17 protein-coding genes are annotated in these 15796 nt (G+C 59.3%); 11 read left to right on the forward strand and 6 right to left on the reverse strand.

Annotated features, from left to right (window positions below; translation table 11 throughout):
• Positions 1-146 precede the first annotated feature (146 nt).
• The 3 genes from uvrD to J3P95_RS25090 all read left to right on the forward strand — a co-directional run bounded on the left by uvrD (position 147) and on the right by J3P95_RS25090 (position 3994).
• On the forward strand, positions 147-2330 hold the full coding sequence (gene uvrD / locus J3P95_RS25080) for a DNA helicase II (protein WP_186633212.1): 2184 nt from the start codon (positions 147-149) through the stop codon (positions 2328-2330).
• A 240-nt stretch (positions 2331-2570) separates the two neighbouring features.
• Entirely contained in the window at positions 2571-3446 is an 876-nt protein-coding gene (locus J3P95_RS25085) for a Tim44 domain-containing protein (RefSeq protein WP_186633215.1), read from the forward strand.
• A gap of 140 nt (positions 3447-3586) precedes the next feature.
• Positions 3587-3994, forward strand: a complete 408-nt coding sequence (locus J3P95_RS25090) for an SMI1/KNR4 family protein (RefSeq protein WP_003187120.1) — start codon at positions 3587-3589, stop codon at positions 3992-3994.
• A gap of 22 nt (positions 3995-4016) precedes the next feature.
• Here the strand turns inward: J3P95_RS25090 and J3P95_RS25095 are convergent, their stop codons facing one another.
• The gene (locus tag J3P95_RS25095) at positions 4017-5780 is read right to left on the reverse strand and encodes a cation:proton antiporter (RefSeq protein ID WP_434559622.1); all 1764 of its coding nucleotides are present in this window, start codon (positions 5778-5780) and stop codon (positions 4017-4019) included.
• Positions 5781-6037: 257 nt separating this feature from the next.
• Here J3P95_RS25095 and J3P95_RS25100 point away from each other — a divergent pair, with 257 nt between their 5' ends.
• A complete protein-coding gene (locus J3P95_RS25100; protein ID WP_186611335.1) occupies positions 6038-6523 on the forward strand; it encodes an acyl-CoA thioesterase in 486 nt (161 codons plus the stop codon).
• Positions 6524-6580: 57 nt separating this feature from the next.
• On the opposite strand, the gene pdxY is transcribed toward J3P95_RS25100, so the two are convergent.
• Positions 6581-7453 (reverse strand): pyridoxal kinase PdxY, encoded by an 873-nt coding sequence (gene pdxY / locus J3P95_RS25105; protein WP_434559624.1) that lies wholly within the window; start codon positions 7451-7453, stop codon positions 6581-6583.
• A gap of 118 nt (positions 7454-7571) precedes the next feature.
• Between pdxY and J3P95_RS25110 the strand changes: the two genes are divergently transcribed.
• Positions 7572-7994 carry a DUF3301 domain-containing protein gene (locus J3P95_RS25110; protein WP_186633224.1) on the forward strand — a complete coding sequence of 141 codons (423 nt, stop codon included), beginning with the start codon at positions 7572-7574 and terminating at the stop codon, positions 7992-7994.
• Positions 7995-8006: 12 nt separating this feature from the next.
• On the opposite strand, the gene J3P95_RS25115 is transcribed toward J3P95_RS25110, so the two are convergent.
• Complete coding sequence (locus J3P95_RS25115) at positions 8007-8972, reverse strand: CobW family GTP-binding protein (RefSeq protein WP_434559626.1); 966 nt, start codon at positions 8970-8972, stop codon at positions 8007-8009.
• A 29-nt stretch (positions 8973-9001) separates the two neighbouring features.
• Between J3P95_RS25115 and J3P95_RS25120 the strand changes: the two genes are divergently transcribed.
• Positions 9002-9355 (forward strand): NADH:ubiquinone oxidoreductase, encoded by a 354-nt coding sequence (locus J3P95_RS25120; protein ID WP_186611331.1) that lies wholly within the window; start codon positions 9002-9004, stop codon positions 9353-9355.
• Here J3P95_RS25120 and J3P95_RS25125 read toward each other — a convergent pair.
• Together J3P95_RS25125 and zigA are read right to left on the reverse strand one after the other, a co-directional pair.
• Complete coding sequence (locus tag J3P95_RS25125) at positions 9352-9993, reverse strand: DUF1826 domain-containing protein (RefSeq protein ID WP_434579304.1); 642 nt, start codon at positions 9991-9993, stop codon at positions 9352-9354. The two genes, J3P95_RS25120 and J3P95_RS25125, sit on opposite strands and share 4 nt — an antisense overlap.
• Positions 9993-11201 carry a zinc metallochaperone GTPase ZigA gene (gene zigA, locus J3P95_RS25130; RefSeq protein WP_434579302.1) on the reverse strand — a complete coding sequence of 403 codons (1209 nt, stop codon included), beginning with the start codon at positions 11199-11201 and terminating at the stop codon, positions 9993-9995. The genes J3P95_RS25125 and zigA overlap by 1 nt, the downstream gene beginning before the upstream one ends.
• Before the next feature lie 151 nt (positions 11202-11352).
• Here zigA and J3P95_RS25135 point away from each other — a divergent pair, with 151 nt between their 5' ends.
• The 5 genes from J3P95_RS25135 to J3P95_RS25155 all read left to right on the forward strand — a co-directional run bounded on the left by J3P95_RS25135 (position 11353) and on the right by J3P95_RS25155 (position 15178).
• Positions 11353-11748 (forward strand): glutamine synthetase, encoded by a 396-nt coding sequence (locus J3P95_RS25135; RefSeq protein WP_434579300.1) that lies wholly within the window; start codon positions 11353-11355, stop codon positions 11746-11748.
• 115 nt (positions 11749-11863) lie between these two features.
• Complete coding sequence (folE2, locus tag J3P95_RS25140) at positions 11864-12760, forward strand: GTP cyclohydrolase FolE2 (RefSeq protein ID WP_434579298.1); 897 nt, start codon at positions 11864-11866, stop codon at positions 12758-12760.
• Entirely contained in the window at positions 12757-13425 is a 669-nt protein-coding gene (locus tag J3P95_RS25145; RefSeq protein ID WP_434579296.1) for a metal ABC transporter ATP-binding protein, read from the forward strand. The genes folE2 and J3P95_RS25145 overlap by 4 nt, the downstream gene beginning before the upstream one ends.
• The gene (locus J3P95_RS25150) at positions 13425-14291 is read left to right on the forward strand and encodes a metal ABC transporter permease (RefSeq protein WP_434579294.1); all 867 of its coding nucleotides are present in this window, start codon (positions 13425-13427) and stop codon (positions 14289-14291) included. The genes J3P95_RS25145 and J3P95_RS25150 overlap by 1 nt, the downstream gene beginning before the upstream one ends.
• A gap of 11 nt (positions 14292-14302) precedes the next feature.
• Complete coding sequence (locus J3P95_RS25155; protein ID WP_434579292.1) at positions 14303-15178, forward strand: metal ABC transporter substrate-binding protein; 876 nt, start codon at positions 14303-14305, stop codon at positions 15176-15178.
• Positions 15179-15231: 53 nt separating this feature from the next.
• Here J3P95_RS25155 and J3P95_RS25160 read toward each other — a convergent pair whose 3' ends face one another.
• Positions 15232-15753, reverse strand: a complete 522-nt coding sequence (locus J3P95_RS25160; RefSeq protein WP_434559642.1) for a DUF3617 domain-containing protein — start codon at positions 15751-15753, stop codon at positions 15232-15234.
• Positions 15754-15796 lie beyond the last annotated feature (43 nt).

Raw genomic sequence — 15796 nt, forward strand, 5'->3', positions numbered from 1 at the left:
CTGCCATTTCATTGAGTGCCAGTCGCGTCAAGCCCGACCCGCAAAGGCTTGTAAGCGCTGACCAGCCGGTCATCAACAAACGGTCTTTTATCGGCTGATGCGAAGCTCGGTTTGCCCGGGGTGACGCCGCACCCTAGAATGCTTCGATGCGCGATGATCTCTCCCTTCTGTTGAACTCCCTAAACGATGCCCAACGCCAGGCAGTTGCTGCCTCCGTGGGCCGTCAATTGGTCCTGGCCGGTGCCGGCTCCGGCAAGACCCGAGTGCTGGTGCACCGTATCGCCTGGTTGATCCAGGTCGAGAACGCCTCGCCCCATTCGATCCTGTCAGTGACTTTCACCAACAAGGCCGCTGCCGAGATGCGTCATCGCATCGAACAGTTGATGGGCCTCAATCCGGCCGGCATGTGGGTCGGTACGTTCCACGGCCTGGCGCACCGCCTGTTGCGTGCCCATTGGCAGGAGGCCGGCCTGAGCCAGACCTTCCAGATCCTCGACAGCGACGATCAGCAGCGGTTGGTCAAGCGCGTCATCCGCGAACTGGGCCTGGACGAACAACGCTGGCCCGCCCGTCAGGCCCAGTGGTTCATCAACGGCCAGAAAGACGAAGGCCTGCGCCCGCAACACATCCAGGCCAGTGGCGACTTGTTCCTGGCGACCATGCGCAGCATCTACGAAGCCTACGAAGCAGCATGCCAACGTGCCGGGGTCATCGACTTTTCGGAACTGCTGCTGCGGGCGCTGGACCTCTGGCGCGACCATCCGGGCCTGTTGGCGCACTATCAGAAACGCTTCCGGCATGTCCTGGTGGACGAATTCCAGGACACCAACGCCGTTCAGTACGCGTGGCTGCGCCTGCTCGCCAAGGGCGGCGACAGCCTGATGGTCGTAGGCGACGACGACCAGTCGATCTACGGCTGGCGCGGCGCCAAAATCGAAAATATCCATCAGTATTCGGCGGACTTTCCGGACGCCGAAGTCATCCGCCTGGAACAGAACTACCGCTCCACCGCCGGCATCCTCAAGGCCGCCAACGCCCTCATCGCCAACAACACCGGCCGCCTGGGCAAAGAACTCTGGACTGACGGCAGCGAAGGCGAGGCGATCAATCTCTACGCCGCATTCAATGAACACGATGAAGCCCGCTATGTAGTGGAAACCATCGAAAGCGCCTTGAAGACCGGCCTGGCCCGCAGCGATATCGCCATCTTGTATCGCTCCAACGCGCAGTCGCGGGTCTTGGAAGAAGCCTTGTTGCGCGAGCGGATCCCTTACCGGATCTACGGCGGCCAACGTTTCTTCGAGCGCGCGGAGATCAAGAACGCCATGGCCTACCTGCGCCTGATCGAAGGGCGCGGCAACGATGCCGCCCTGGAGCGGGTGATCAATGTGCCGACGCGGGGCATTGGCGAGAAAACCGTCGAAGCGATTCGCGACCATGCCCGCCACAGCCACGTGTCGATGTGGGAAGCCATGCGCCAGTTGGTCGACAATAAAGGCGTAACCGGCCGCGCAGCCGGGGCGCTGAAGGCGTTTATTGATCTGATAGAAGACCTGGCTGCCAAATGCGCCGAGATGCCCCTGCACTTGATGACCCAGACCGTCATCGAGCAGTCTGGCCTAATCGCTTACCACGAAGCAGAAAAGGGCGAAAAAGGCCAGGCCCGGGTGGAAAACCTTGAGGAATTGGTCAGCGCTGCGCGCAACTTCGAAACCACGGACGAGGATGGGGACCTGTCCCCCTTGTCGGCGTTCCTGGGGCATGCATCCCTGGAGGCCGGCGACACCCAGGCCGATGAGCACGAGGACAGCATTCAGTTGATGACCCTCCACAGCGCCAAGGGCTTGGAGTTCCCGTACGTATTCCTGGTGGGCATGGAGGAAGGCCTGTTTCCACATAAGATGAGTCTGGAAGAACCGGGCCGCCTGGAAGAAGAACGGCGCCTGGCCTACGTCGGCATTACCCGGGCCATGCAGAACCTGGTGCTGACCTATGCTGAAACCCGTCGTTTATATGGCAGCGAGACCTACAACAAGGTGTCTCGTTTCGTACGCGAAGTGCCAAAGGGTCTCATCCAGGAAGTGCGGCTTTCCAACAGCGTCAGCCGTCCGTTCGGCGGCAGCCAGCAGCAAGGCACCAGCAGCCTGTTTGGCGGCAGCGATATACCGGAAACCGGCTTCAGCCTCGGCCAGGCTGTGCGCCATTCGGTATTTGGCGACGGCGTGATCCTCAATTTCGAAGGCGCTGGAGCCCAGGCCCGGGTCCAGGTCAACTTCAGCGAAGGCAGCAAATGGCTGATGCTGGGGTACGCCAAGCTCGAGGCCATTTGAAGTGCGTGGAAACCTGTGGGAAGCGAGCTGACACGCGGCCCATAGGTTATTTTAGGACGCCGAAGCATTTCTGATAGAACTTGTCCCCCTTTCCTACAGCCCAAATCGAACAAGCCTCTTGCGCAAGCGAACCTGAACCTCGGCTGTCATGCAAAAGCCCGAAACACTCTGCCGCTAGCCAGCAACAGTTCACCTGTGCAACATGGGCCGCGTGCTACTCACAAATGGGAATGCCTTTATATGAAACGTTTTCTTAGCATCGCCATGGCGCTGTGCATCGGCCTGACGATGGCAATCGACGCCAATGCCGCCAAGCGTTTTGGCGGTGGTAAAAGTTCGGGCGCGGCCCCGACTCACCAGACCAGCCAGATGGCGCCGTCCTCTGCGGCCGGGTCCACTGCTGCCACCGCAGGCGCGGCCGGTGCCGCAGGCGCTGCCACCAAGGCCAGCGGCGCATCGCGCTGGCTCGGCCCCCTGGCCGGTATCGCCGCCGGCGGCCTGCTCGCCTCCATGTTCATGGGCGACGGCTTCCAAGGCATGCAAATCTTCGACATCCTGATCATGGCGGTCATCGCCTTCCTGGTCTTCCGCTTCATTGCCGCTCGTCGTCGCAAGCAGCAAGAGCAACTGGCTCCAGCCGGCCATGCGCCAATGCAGCGTGAGGTGTTCAACCAGCCGCCTGCCAGCGGTTCGATTTTCGGTGGTTCGGCAGCGCCTGTGGCCGCTCGTCCGGTCATCAATGCGCCGGCCTGGTTCAACGAAGAACGTTTCATCGAAGCGGCGCGTAGCCACTTCATGTCCCTGCAGCAACATTGGGACGCGAACGAAATGGACAAAATTGCCGAGTTCGTGACCCCGCAGCTGCTGGAGTTCCTTAAGCGCGAACGCGCCGAGCTGGGTGATGGCTTCCAGTCCACCTATATCGACAATCTGCAGGTGCAACTGGATGGCGTCGACGATCGCGCCGACAAGACCATCGCCACCCTGACCTTCAGTGGTTTGTCGAAGGATTCTCGCTTCGACAAAGGCGAAGCGTTCAGCGAAAGCTGGAACATGGAACGTGCCCAGGGCGATGACCAGCCCTGGATGGTGGCCGGTATCCGCCAGAACGGTTGAACCTTTGCCCGTTTTGCATGTTGAAATAAAAGAACCCCGGCTCAGGCCGGGGTTCTCTATTTCGCGGTTGCATCTATAGCGAGCTACTGTATAAACCGCTCCATATAAAACCGCGCCATCGAGAAAGAGGATCCCCGGACGTGGAAGAAATCATCGAACAATTGCGTGAAGCCAACGAGCCCGTACCGGTCCCGCTGGAGCTGCCCGACGAAGATTTGCTGGTAGAGATCGAAGAGCAGTTGTTCATCGATATACCGTTCGTGTTCAGGGAGTTTTTGCTGACGGTCAGCGACGTTGTATACGGCAGCCTGGAACCGGTGACCGTTACCGACCCGCAATCCCACACCTACTTGCCGGATGTAGCGGCAAATGCCTGGGATGCTGGCGTGGACCGCAGCCTGATTCCGATCTGCCAGGACGGCGACGATTACTATTGCGTCGAAGAGGACGGCACCGTGGTGCTGTGGCAGGCCGAAGAAGAACTGATCGCCGAGGAAACCTGGGAATCAGTCTGGCACTGGGCGCGGGACGTCTGGCTGGAAAGCTGATCCGCCAGACGCCTGCCGTCGGTCAATGCCCGGACGATTCCTTGTGATTTTCCAAGGTTTCCAGCAACGCCACCTGCATACGCGTGTGAAGGCGCACGAACCAGCGCCAGAGCAGCGCCGCCACGGCAATCGCCACCACGGCGATCAATACCAGCAACTTGTTGGTCGGTAGAATACTGGCCGACAAGGCTGCCAAGAGCAGGAAAATCACCAGTAGCGAAAGAATGGGGATCACTTCGGCAATCACCCGACGGACGCGGTGAGTGTGACGGCCGGCCATTTCCGGCTTCACACCCAGCTCTGCCAGCAGCATCGACAACGCCTTGAGCTTGCGATATGCAGCAATCAGGAACGGCAGTGACAACAGCAGTGCCCCGCCCCAGATCAATGCTTTCTGCCAGCTTGGATCGCTGATCCATGCTTGCAGATACGTCGACATCCACTCGGCGAAATAGCCGCCAGAAACAAAAATCGCGATCACCAACGCCAGATTGACGCCCACCTGCAACAAAATCCGCCTGATCATAGCCGCCACCAGCGCGCCCTCGCCTTGGGGTTGGATGCTGCTCAACCATTCGCCATACATGCCTAGCACCCGTGTTAGCCGTTGCGGCATCACCGTCGCCAGTTTCACAGATAAGGGGTCCGCAGCACGGATCAGGTAAGGGGTGGACAGCGTGGTCAGCACCGAGACGGCGACGGCTACCGGGTACAGGAAATCGCTGGTGACCTGCAATGTCATCCCCAGCGAGGCGATGATGAAAGAAAACTCGCCAATTTGCGAAAGCCCCATCCCAACGCGCAGCGAGGTACGTCCATCGTTACCGGCGATAAAGGCACCCAGGCCACAAGACAACATCTTGCCCAACACCACCGCTACGGTGATTACCGCGATGGGCCAAGCATATTGCAGCAGGATCGCGGGATCGAGCATCAAGCCGATGGCGACGAAAAAAATGGCGCTGAACAAGTCACGCACCGGCTCGACCAGTCGCTCGATCTTCAGCAGCTGCCGGGATTCGGCCATGATCGCACCGATCAGAAACGCTCCCAATACCATGCTGTACTCGAGCTTTACCACCAGCAGACAGAAGCCGAAGCACAAGCCCAACACGGTGATGAGCAGCATCTCGTTGCTGTCGAATTTCGCCACATAGGCCAAGAGCCTCGGCACCAGCAAAATGCCGATCACCAGGGCGACGATCATGAACAGCGACAACTTGCCGACCGTCGAAAAAACTTCGCCGGAGCTGACCGTGCCGCTGACGGCGATGCTCGACAGCAAGGCGATGATGCCGATGCCGAGGATATCCTCGACAATCAGGACGCCGAATATGAGCTGCGCGAAGCGCTCGTTTTTCATCTTCAGGTCATTGAGGGCCTTGACGATGATCGTCGTCGAGGAGATTGCGAGAATAGCGCCGAGAAACAGCGAATCCATGGCGCTCCAGTCGAACCAGCGACCTATCTCGTAGCCGATCCAGATCATCAACACGATCTCGAGGAACGCAGCGATGAATGCCGTGGCCCCCACCTTGAACAACTTGCGAAGGCTGAACTCCAGGCCCAGGCAAAACATCAGGAAGATCACCCCAAGCTCGGCCAGGGTCTTTATTGTGTCTTCGTCATGGATGAACCCGAACGGCGGTGTGTGCGGGCCGATGATGAAGCCTGCGACGATGTAGCCCAGCACCACCGGTTGTTTGAAACGATGAAAGAGTACGGTCACCAGCCCCGCAGCCATCATGATGATCGCCAAATCCTGGATAAAACTGATGGCATGCATAGACGAGGCTCCCTGTTCAAAATGACTCATCGTTGGTGGATAAGTCCGTTTCCTTTGTAGGAAATGCCCTTGCGAGGGGCTTTTGAAGGGTAACACCGCGACTTCTGGCAGAAAGACGGTGCAATATATCGAAACAGATCCACCGAAGCGTGACGGCAACTGCGGGCGCAACGTCCCGATATCGGTGGTTTTGGAATGATCCGCCAGCGTCCGCAGAGGCGCACTCCCGATTGGCTGCCTTGAACCGTGAGAATGTTATGGAACCCGGAAACGCCCAGCTGTCGATGACGGTGTTGATGACCCCCGATATGGCCAACTTTTCTGGCAATGTCCATGGCGGCACCTTGCTCAAATACCTCGACGAAGTCGCCTACGCCTGTGCCAGCCGTTACGCGGGGAGATATGTGGTGACGCTGTCGGTCGACCAGGTCATTTTTCGCGAGCCCATTCACGTTGGCGAGCTGGTGACGTTCCTGGCGTCGGTAAACTACACCGGCAACACGTCGATGGAAGTGGGCATCAAGGTCGTGACCGAAAACATCCGTGAACGCTCGGTCCGCCATACCAACAGCTGCTTTTTCACCATGGTTGCGGTGGATGACCAGCGCAAGCCCGCGCCCGTTCCTCCCTTGCAACCGCAAAATGGCGAGGAAAAACGCCGTTACGAACAAGCCCAGCAAAGGCGTCAGATCCGCCAGGAGCTGGAGCGGCGTTATCAGGAAATCAAGGCAGACGGGCCTTGATAGGGCTGTCAAAAATCAATGTGGGAGCGAACTGGCTCCCACATTGATTTTTCTCGGTCATTGGCTGATCGTCGCGGCTTCGAAGCGCACGCGCGGATGGGCGATTCGATCCTGGGCGCGAACCAACTGCAGCTCGTAGCTTGCACACGCCTGGGTTTCCAGCAGCACTTCGTGTACCGCCGCAGCGGTGAACTCGAAAGCCGCTACCAGGCTGTCTCCCAACAATAGCCGCGCCAGGAACAATCCCGAGGTCAGGTCACCCACCCCCACGGGTTGACGGGGAAACGCCAGCAATGGTCGGCGCAGATGCCAGCTGCCATCAGCTGTCACCAGCAGCATTTCGAAGCTGTCGTCTGGCTTGCCGAAGTAAGCCAAGTGCTTAACCAGCACGACCTTCGGTCCACGGGCCAACAGCGCGCGAGCCATAGCCAGGCAATCAAGTAAGGATTGCGCCTTGCGCCCGGAAAAGCTGTCCAGCTCCAACTGGTTCGGACACATGATGTCCGCCACGGCGGCCGCCTCTTCCAGCAGGAATTCGCTCACCTCGGGCGCCACGATGCAGCCCTTGTCCGGATGTCCCATGACAGGGTCACACAGGTACAGCGCCTTGGGATTGCATGCCTTGATCCGCGCTACGCCCGCCAGAATGGCTTGCCCCTGGGCGGCGCTGCCCAGATAACCAGACAGCACCGCGTCGCAATTGCCCAACTCGCCAATCGCAGCGATGCCCTCTACCAGAAGCGGTATCTGGGCCGGCGCAAGCACTTCTCCGGCCCACTGTCCGTACTGGGTGTGATTGGAAAACTGTACGGTGTTGAGCGGCCAGACATTTACCCCAACCCGCTGCATCGCAAATACGGCAGCGCTGTTGCCGGCGTGACCAAATATCACATGGGACTGGATGGCAAGCAGATGAGGCGTACGTTTCATGCGGCTGGTTCCGTAAAACGAATGAAATTCAAGCCGCGCAGTATGCGACTAAACACAGCCTGTACGACAGACCGGCGAGACAGTTAAGCTGACGGCAACTTGTTGGAGCACCTCGTTCATGCTGACCCTTGGAAACATTTTCGTGCTGATGCTGCTGGCTACCGGCGGCGCTTGGCTGTGGCACAACCATGGCTTGCGCGAACGGGCCTTGGCGAGGGTCATGCAACATTGCGCCAACCTCAAGATCGAGTTGTTGGATGGCAACGTGGCGCTACGAAAGATCGGCTTCGTAAAGGACGCCAGCGGGCGACGACGGCTGGCACGGATCTATAATTTCGAGTTCACGGTGACGGGTGAGACCCGTCATTCGGGCACCATCACGCAGTTCGGGGCGCACAGTGCTCACATCGAACTCGCACCCTACCCCATGCCGTTCGAAGAGACGCCGCCACCGCCGATCGAGTCGGTCCAGACCCGCCCCAGGGCTGAAGTCATCGAGCTGAGCCAGTGGCGCCAGGAGCACAACAAGTGGAAGCCCTGAAATAAGCAGGAATCATGGAAGGCGACAACTCGCCAAGCCTGCTTGAAGCGCTTCCGAGTCTTGCGGCTCGGAGAAAATCAGTTCAATTCGCGAATCCTGCCGCCACTCGCTTGCTTGCCACTCCAACGTCCCGCCTTCCAACGCATTGGCTGAAACCCAACCGCCATCGCTGTGGATGACCATTTTCGCCCGCTCCCAAAGGGCGCCTTGTAGCCATCGAGACACCGCCGCCACGTTGAATCGTTGGCTCGGATGCCAGCGCCATCCGATGCTCCATCCCTCGCCCTGTTGCTGATAAAGGCAAATCGGCGACGTTGGGTCACTCCAAATGGACGGCATTAGCCCGAGGCTTTTGGGCAGCGCCAAGTTACCCACGACACCGTTGCCGCGAGTGCCAAGGCCAGGCAATCGATCGACAGGCAACGCAGCCTGGTGCGTCCAGTACAACCCAACCTCCGGCAGCTGCGCAGAGATGCGCTGGCGATCGGTTTCGGTCAGGCCTTCGGATTTGTTCAATACCAATAAACCGGCATCAGCCAAGACCTGTCGTTGCGCATCAGGCAATGGCTTGCCATCAGCCAACGCCCGGGCGTCTAACACCAGCACGCAAGGCTGGACAGCCAGTACACCCAGCCAGGGCGCGTGGTTCAGCTGCCGCAATAATTGCGCAGGATGACCCAGCCCGGAAGGTTCGATGAACAGACGGTGTGGGCGCGACTTGCGCAACAAACGGCCAAGGCCAATCTGAAACGGCGCGCCATTGACGCAACACAAACAGCCCCCGGCCACTTCGCCCAGTGCGATACCATCGGCAGCCTGGCTCAGCAGCGCGGCGTCCAGGCCGATCTGACCGAACTCATTGATCAACACCGCCCAGCGTTCATCAGCCGGGCGCTGGGCCAGCAGTTGCCTGATCAAGCTGGTCTTGCCTGCCCCCAAGGGCCCGGCAATGACATGGGTGGGAATGTTCTGCAACATGATCGATAGTTTTTCGACGGAGGTTAACGATGCGAATGATTGGCTGGTTGTTGCTGGCCCTGACTTCGAACCAGGCCATGGCCCAGGCTTGCGTGGTGCACAGCCAGGCTGAGCGGCTCGATGTAAAAGTCTGCCAACAAAACCGCAATATCCCGCAGAAGCTGTTCGCCGACGGTTTCTGCCAGCCAAGCCTGGCCGGGCAGAAAGTCGACGTGCAGTACGTCGAACATTGCCCCGGCGGCGCCTTTGGCATCTGCAGCAACGCCCAGGTCGCCAATATGCCTTATCGCCAGGACATTCACTATTACGGCGTGGCCACCGATGCGGCTTACCTGAAACCCTTTTGTGAGAGCAAAAGCCAAGGAACCTGGCTCAAGCCTTAGGCCAGCCAATCCAGCGAGAGGATCAGCCGACGGTCGCCCGGCATCGGTTGCGGTGAGCGGTGGACCAGTCCGAAACCTTCATTGCCGTGCCATTTTTCGCCTTTGAGCAGGGCCACTTCGCCGCTGCACATCTGCTGGATCACCTCCGGGTCGCCAGGCTCGGCGTCAGGCTGGCCCAATCGTCGACGGTCCAGGCCGCCCTCCATCAGCCACTGGCTACCGACACCGGCATACGTGGTGATCAGTCGTACCGGCACATGGTCGACGTGAAAACGCGGGCACATCGCCGAATCCAACGTTCGCAGGCGCACGCCTACGCGTCGGGCGCCCAGCAGGCACGAAAATGCGCTGACCAGCCAGGCCACGTCCGCGACGAACCCTTCATATCCCTGCAGATCGCTGAAACCTGCAGCAAGACCGCGCAGCGCCGGCTGGGTGTCTTCATCCGGCATGTCGAGGACCATCGACTCGGCTACGGATTGGTTCATCGAAACCAGCATGGCCGCGAAGTCACTAATATGCGCCGGGAGCTGACGCTGCCAGACCGCCAGGTTGATGTCATCCTCCAGAATCTGCGCCAAGGTCAGCGGGGTATGCCCGTGGACCTGCCGCACCTGTTTCAGTCTAGGCGCCAGCATCACGCCGCAGCCTCGTCGTGCCAGGGACCGAACGGGTCCGGCAAGTGACGCCAACCTTCAACCCCCAGGTTCATTTCCGCATCGGTGAGCAGGCAGGCATCCAGTTCGGCGGCGAGCAAGGCAAAATCCATGTCCTGACCGATGAACACCAGCTCCTGGCGGCAATCGCCGGTGGTTGCCAGCCAATTTTTCATGATGGCTGCGGTGTCCTCCCCGTCCTGCGGCCATTGGCCTTTGGGCACAAACCGCCACCAGCGTCCGGCGAAGCCGTGGCGCATCAGACCGCCGGCTTGCGACCAACTGCCGGCCTCCTCGTGTTTGCTCGCCAGCCAGAAAAAACCCTTGGAGCGCAGGAGCGTGCCGTTGGTCCATGGACGATCGATAAAGCTGAAGAACCGTTGAGGATGGAATGGACGGCGGGCGCGGTAGGCCGTCGACGCGATGCCGTATTCCTGGGTTTCGGGCACATGCTCGCCGCGTAGCTCTCGCAGCCAACCGGGCGCCTGGGCAGCGAGCTCAAAGTCGAAGCGGCCGGTGTCGAGGATTGTTTCCAGCGGTACCTGGCCCATGACCATCGGAACAATCTGCGCTTGGCTGTTGAGACGCTTCAAAATTTCCGTCAGTTCTTCCCGTTCGTGGCGGCTGATCAGATCAATCTTGCTGATCAGGATCACGTCGGCAAACTCGACCTGCTCAATCAGCAAATCAGTGATCGAGCGCTCATCTTCTTCCCCGAGGGTTTCGCCCCTTGTCGAAAGGTTCTCGGCGGCCTGGTAATCCTTCAGGAAATTCACACCGTCGACCACGGTGACCATGGTGTCGAGCCTCGCCACATCGGCCAGGCTACGACCTTCTTCATCACGAAAGGTAAACGTCTCGGCCACGGGCATCGGCTCCGAAATACCGGTGGACTCAATCAGCAAATAATCGAAGCGCCCTTCCCTGGCCAGCTTGCCGACTTCTACCAACAAGTCCTCACGCAGCGTGCAGCATATACAACCATTGCTCATCTCCACCAATCGTTCTTCGGCTCGATTGAGAGTGACATCTCGCTGGACTTCGCTGCCATCGACATTGATCTCGCTCATATCGTTAACGATCACCGCAACGCGAAGATTGTCACGATTGCGCAAGACGTAGTTGAGCAGGGTACTTTTACCGGCACCGAGAAATCCGGAGAGCACGGTCACTGGGAGGCGTTTGGGCATCAGGTATATCCTCATCAGGGTGGCCGCTGGCGACGTCGTTGTGGCGTGTCACGGCTCGTTTTCAGGCTTTAGCTCGGCCAAGGCCTGTTTTGTTGATGTTATACTATAACCTCAAAAGCGACCTTTCCAACTGCCCGCTGAGAATCAATTCATGCACAACCTCTTTCGGTTCCTGGTCGCGGGGTGTTTGTTGTTGCTGGTCGCCCCAGGCGTATCCGCGCAAAATCCTTTGTTGGCGAAATGCACCCGCAGCGCCAATGTGCTTGCCTGTGTGGATGCACAAGGCAACGCCTATAGCGTCTCAACGGCTGGAAACACTATTTATCTGCGCGGGTTCGAGGTATCTGGCCGCCGCTCTTGGGCCCAGACGAACAGCCGTTACGGACAGCTAACTTTTTTCACCGGATTGGCTTCAGATGGCGAAGCCTGGGTTGGATACAGTCGTCGCGTAGGCTGGACAACGATCAATCGTTTCTCGAGTTCCGGGGGCAGCGCCGGGAGATTTGTGTGCGGGCGAATGACGGGCAGCCAGGATTCGGCGCGCTGATGTTTCACGTGGAACGACCGGCCGCAGCTGGATGAAACTCTGTTCATAAAAAAGGAGTCGTGGCCTTTATTGTTATAGTATAACATTAAAAACGAGCCCCACACGGACCTTAAAAATGAACGCGTTAACTCTGCCGGATATAGCGGCGCAGGCCTCTCGCCAAGCTTTGCCTTTGGAGTGGGTAGGGATGTGCGGCATCGCAGTGCCGGTATTGGTGAACGGCCAGAGATTGAGCGCAACGGCCGACGCCGGCGTCAGTCTCGATGACGGCGAGGCGCGTGGCATCCATATGTCACGCTTGTATCTGGCATTGCAGATGCTAGAAGAGGCCCCGCTCTCTCCGGCCCTTTTACGCCAAATCCTGGAGCAATTTCTTGTTAGCCATGATGGCCTGTCCCGTAGCGCTTCCCTGACTTTGCATACTGACTTGTTATTAAAGCGCCCCGCGCTAGTCAGCCCGCTGGCGGGCTGGAAGCGTTATCCAATAGCCATCGAAGCTCACCTGAAAAACTCAGTGTTCCACGTGGAACTTGAAATTCGGATTCCTTATTCATCGACGTGCCCTTGCTCTGCAGCGCTGGCGCGGCAGTTGATCCAGCAACAATTCGTCAACGATTTCGCCAACAAAGCCCTAGAGCATGCGCAAGTGCTCGCTTGGCTAGGCTCAACGAAAGGCATCGTTGCCACCCCTCATAGCCAACGCAGCGTGGCCGCCCTTGCCGTGCGGCTGAATACCGACGTCGCCGAGCTTCCGTTATTGCCGATTATCGATGAGGCCGAAAAAGCCCTCGGCACCGCCGTGCAAACAGCCGTCAAACGCGCCGATGAACAAGCCTTCGCCCTCGCCAATGGCCAGAACCTGATGTTTTGTGAAGACGCTGCGCGTCGATTGAACAGAGCGCTAAGAAGCGTGCCTTCAGTCACTTCATTCGACGTGCGAGTGGTTCATGCCGAAAGCCTGCACGCCCATGATGCTGTTGCAAAAAGCCACTGGGCCGGGGAGCAATCATGATTCTTTGCCAAGACTTGCGTTGGGGCGCGCCCGGACAGCCCTTGACACCGCCGCTACATATGGAACGACCGGAGGGTAGCCTGACGGCCATTATTGGCGCGAATGGCGCTGGGAAAAGCAGCCTTTTGAAAGTCCTCGCCGGGCTGCAAAGGCCCCTGTCGGGAAGAGCCGTACTGCAAGTCCCTCGGCGCGGCGGCGTGTCATTCCTGCCCCAACAACAATATCTGGATCGGCAGTTCCCCATCAGTCTTCAAGAATTGGTGGCCGCTGGCTCCTGGGGCTCAAGACAAGCTCCAGCCACACGAAATCAGCGACTCAAGGCTGTCCTGGACGATTGGGCGTTGAGCGGTCTCGAGCGGCGGCCGCTGATGGCGCTCTCCGGAGGCGAGCTGCAACGTGCCCTGCTCGCCCGCTTGAGCCTGGCCGAAGCGCCGCTTCTACTACTCGACGAACCCCACGCGGCCCTCGACGAACAGGGCCAGACATTGCTGTGGAAACACATTCATCAATGGCATCGCGAGGGGCGCACCTTGGTGGTGGTCTGCCACGACTTGACCGCCGTCCACCGACACATCCCCCACACCTTGCTGATCAGACCCACCGGATGCGTGTTGGGTCGCAGCGCCGACCTCATCGCCCAGCCCACATACACGCAGGTGGCTTGATGCTCGCCGCCGCTCAACTCTGGCTACCCTTCCAGGAATTCGTTTTTATGCGTCGAGCCTTGCTTGGCGGCTTGGTGTTGGCGTGCAGCACGGCGCCATTGGGCGTCTTCTTGATCCTGCGGCGAATGAGCTTGATTGGCGATGCGGTGGCTCACGGCATTTTGCCCGGCGCTGCCCTAGGCTTCTGGTTCGCAGGTTTTAGCTTGCCAGCCTTGACCTTGGGCGGCTTGGGCGCTGGTCTGAGCATGGCCGGATTGGCTGCCTGGATCACCCGCCGTACTGGCCTGCGGGAAGATGCCAGCCTGGCGGCGATCTATCCAATCTCCTTGGCCGCGGGTGTGTTGATTCTCGGCATGGCCGGTAAACGCCTGGACTTGCTGCACTTGTTGTTCGGCTCGGCGCTGGCCGTGGACGGCCCGACACTCACCGGCATGCTCTGGGTTTCGGCAGGCAGCCTGGCGACAATGGCGCTGATTTATCGTCCCCTTTTGCTCGACACCCTCGACCCGCTGTTCTTGCAAACCGTCAGTCGTCTGGGGCCGTTGGCCCATGGCGTATTCCTGACCCTCGTGGTGCTCAATCTGGTGATCGGCTTCCAGGCTATCGGCGCACTGATGGTCGTCGGCCTGATGATGTTACCCGCGGCCGCATCGCGATTCTGGAGTCGGCGCTTGCCAATCCTGATAGGGGTCGCGGCGCTGCTCGGTTGCCTGTCCGTGTGGCTGGGCCTGCTGTTGTCGTTCTATCTGTCGCTCCCCAGCGGGCCAGCCATCGTCTTGGTGGCGGGCGCGTCCTATCTGCTGTCCGTGATTTTTGGTCCGGTGCACGGTTTACTGCGCCGCCCGCCCCTGCTTACATCCCAATGAGGTGTTTCCCGATGCGCGTCCTGTTTCTGATATTCAGCTTGATGCTGTCCATGTCCTTGTCTGCGGCAGAAAGGCTCCAAGTGGTCACCAGTTTCTCCATCTTGGCCGACATGACCCAACAGGTCGGCGGCGAACACGTCCAGATCATCAACATGGTAGGACCGGACGCCGACGCGCACACCTACGAGCCCACACCGGACGACGCCAAGGCGCTGCTCGCGGCAAAACTGATTATCAAGAACGGACTGGGCTTCGAGCCGTGGCTGGACCGCCTGGTCACCAGCACTGAAACCAGTGCCCCGGTGATCAGCGCCAGCCGTGGCGTGATCCCGCGTTCGCTGGATGAAGATGGCGAGACCATCCCCGACCCGCATGCCTGGCATAACCTTGCCAACGCCGAACTGTACGTCAGCAATATCACCAAGGCGCTGGAAGCCGCCGACCCGGCCAACAAGGCTGACTACGAGCGAAACAGCCAGGCTTACCTGAAGAAGATCTACGCCCTGCTCGCCGAAGCCAAGGCCAAGTTCGGTGCACTGCCACCGGGCGATCGCAAGATCGTTACGTCCCATGATGCATTCGGTTACCTGGGCCAAGCCTATGGCATCGACTTCATGGCGCCCCAAGGCTTGTCCACTGAACGAGAGCCATCGGCGGCAGAAGTCGCCGCCCTGATCACTCAAATTCGCCAGGCGAAAGTCAAAGCGGTGTTCATGGAAAACATCAAGGACGCACGCCTGCTCAAGCAGATCGCCGACGAAAGCGGCGCACACATAGGCGGCACGTTGTACTCCGACGCCCTTGCTGCCAGCGGCCCCGCCAGTACCTTCACCGGCCTGTTCGAGTACAACCTCAACACGTTGTACGAGGCATTGAGCCGGCCTTGATCGGCAGACTACCCGTCAGAATCCCCTCGTCACATATCCGAACCTGAAGCAGGTCAAGCCCTCGGCTTGACCGTGCCGCAATCTTGCCCCAGCCACACGGCTCGAGTGTCCAGGCTACCGTTCTGCTGGATGCCAGTGGCGTTGAACGTGCCGTTGACCTTGGTGGTGAATTCCCGATCGCTCTGGAATGTCGCGATACCGTTGCCCTGGGCTTTAGGGCAACTGAAGCGAAACTTCCACTGATTGCCGGTTCGCTCGGTGATCTGCTGTTTGCATCCCGATTGTGGGTCCTGCAACGGAATGTCGTTGGTCTGGACCTGTGCCGGAGTCAGGCACACCCGAATGCCCTTGCCGCCCATGGTAATGCCTTGCTTCTCAAGCATTGCCCGTTGCTCCGGCGTGATCTGGTTTTGCAACTGGCCGAGGATCAATTGCAGGTCCGGCAGGTTCTGGTTGTCGACTTTCATATTGCTTGTCGTCAATTCCCACAGGCCCGGTTGAAGCATCTGCGCCTGAGCCGCCACAGGAACCGACAAGCCAACGGCCAAGGCCAAACCCAGCAGACGAACTTTCATTGCAAAAACTCCAGAGGACAAGTGGCCGTTAGACGTCTCCCAT

This window comes from Pseudomonas sp. Z5-35 (genome assembly GCF_051131945.1).
In the GTDB taxonomy this organism is placed as follows: Bacteria; Pseudomonadota; Gammaproteobacteria; order Pseudomonadales; family Pseudomonadaceae; genus Aquipseudomonas; species Aquipseudomonas marvdashtae.

Excerpts from the sequence above, each read along its gene's own strand:
- J3P95_RS25145 (WP_434579296.1), top strand. The coding sequence starts at position 12,757 with ATGATTCTTTGCCAAGACTTGCGTTGGGGCGCGCCCGGACAGCCCTTG.
- J3P95_RS25125 (WP_434579304.1), bottom strand. The coding sequence starts at position 9,993 with ATGCTGGCGCCTAGACTGAAACAGGTGCGGCAGGTCCACGGGCATACC.
- uvrD (WP_186633212.1), top strand. The coding sequence starts at position 147 with ATGCGCGATGATCTCTCCCTTCTGTTGAACTCCCTAAACGATGCCCAA.
- J3P95_RS25115 (WP_434559626.1), bottom strand. The coding sequence starts at position 8,972 with ATGTTGCAGAACATTCCCACCCATGTCATTGCCGGGCCCTTGGGGGCA.
- J3P95_RS25120 (WP_186611331.1), top strand. The coding sequence starts at position 9,002 with ATGCGAATGATTGGCTGGTTGTTGCTGGCCCTGACTTCGAACCAGGCC.
- J3P95_RS25150 (WP_434579294.1), top strand. The coding sequence starts at position 13,425 with ATGCTCGCCGCCGCTCAACTCTGGCTACCCTTCCAGGAATTCGTTTTT.
- J3P95_RS25160 (WP_434559642.1), bottom strand. The coding sequence starts at position 15,753 with ATGAAAGTTCGTCTGCTGGGTTTGGCCTTGGCCGTTGGCTTGTCGGTT.
- J3P95_RS25135 (WP_434579300.1), top strand. The coding sequence starts at position 11,353 with ATGCACAACCTCTTTCGGTTCCTGGTCGCGGGGTGTTTGTTGTTGCTG.
- J3P95_RS25100 (WP_186611335.1), top strand. The coding sequence starts at position 6,038 with ATGGAACCCGGAAACGCCCAGCTGTCGATGACGGTGTTGATGACCCCC.
- J3P95_RS25110 (WP_186633224.1), top strand. The coding sequence starts at position 7,572 with ATGCTGACCCTTGGAAACATTTTCGTGCTGATGCTGCTGGCTACCGGC.
- zigA (WP_434579302.1), bottom strand. The coding sequence starts at position 11,201 with ATGCCCAAACGCCTCCCAGTGACCGTGCTCTCCGGATTTCTCGGTGCC.
- pdxY (WP_434559624.1), bottom strand. The coding sequence starts at position 7,453 with ATGAAACGTACGCCTCATCTGCTTGCCATCCAGTCCCATGTGATATTT.
- folE2 (WP_434579298.1), top strand. The coding sequence starts at position 11,864 with ATGAACGCGTTAACTCTGCCGGATATAGCGGCGCAGGCCTCTCGCCAA.
- J3P95_RS25085 (WP_186633215.1), top strand. The coding sequence starts at position 2,571 with ATGAAACGTTTTCTTAGCATCGCCATGGCGCTGTGCATCGGCCTGACG.
- J3P95_RS25095 (WP_434559622.1), bottom strand. The coding sequence starts at position 5,780 with ATGCATGCCATCAGTTTTATCCAGGATTTGGCGATCATCATGATGGCT.
- J3P95_RS25155 (WP_434579292.1), top strand. The coding sequence starts at position 14,303 with ATGCGCGTCCTGTTTCTGATATTCAGCTTGATGCTGTCCATGTCCTTG.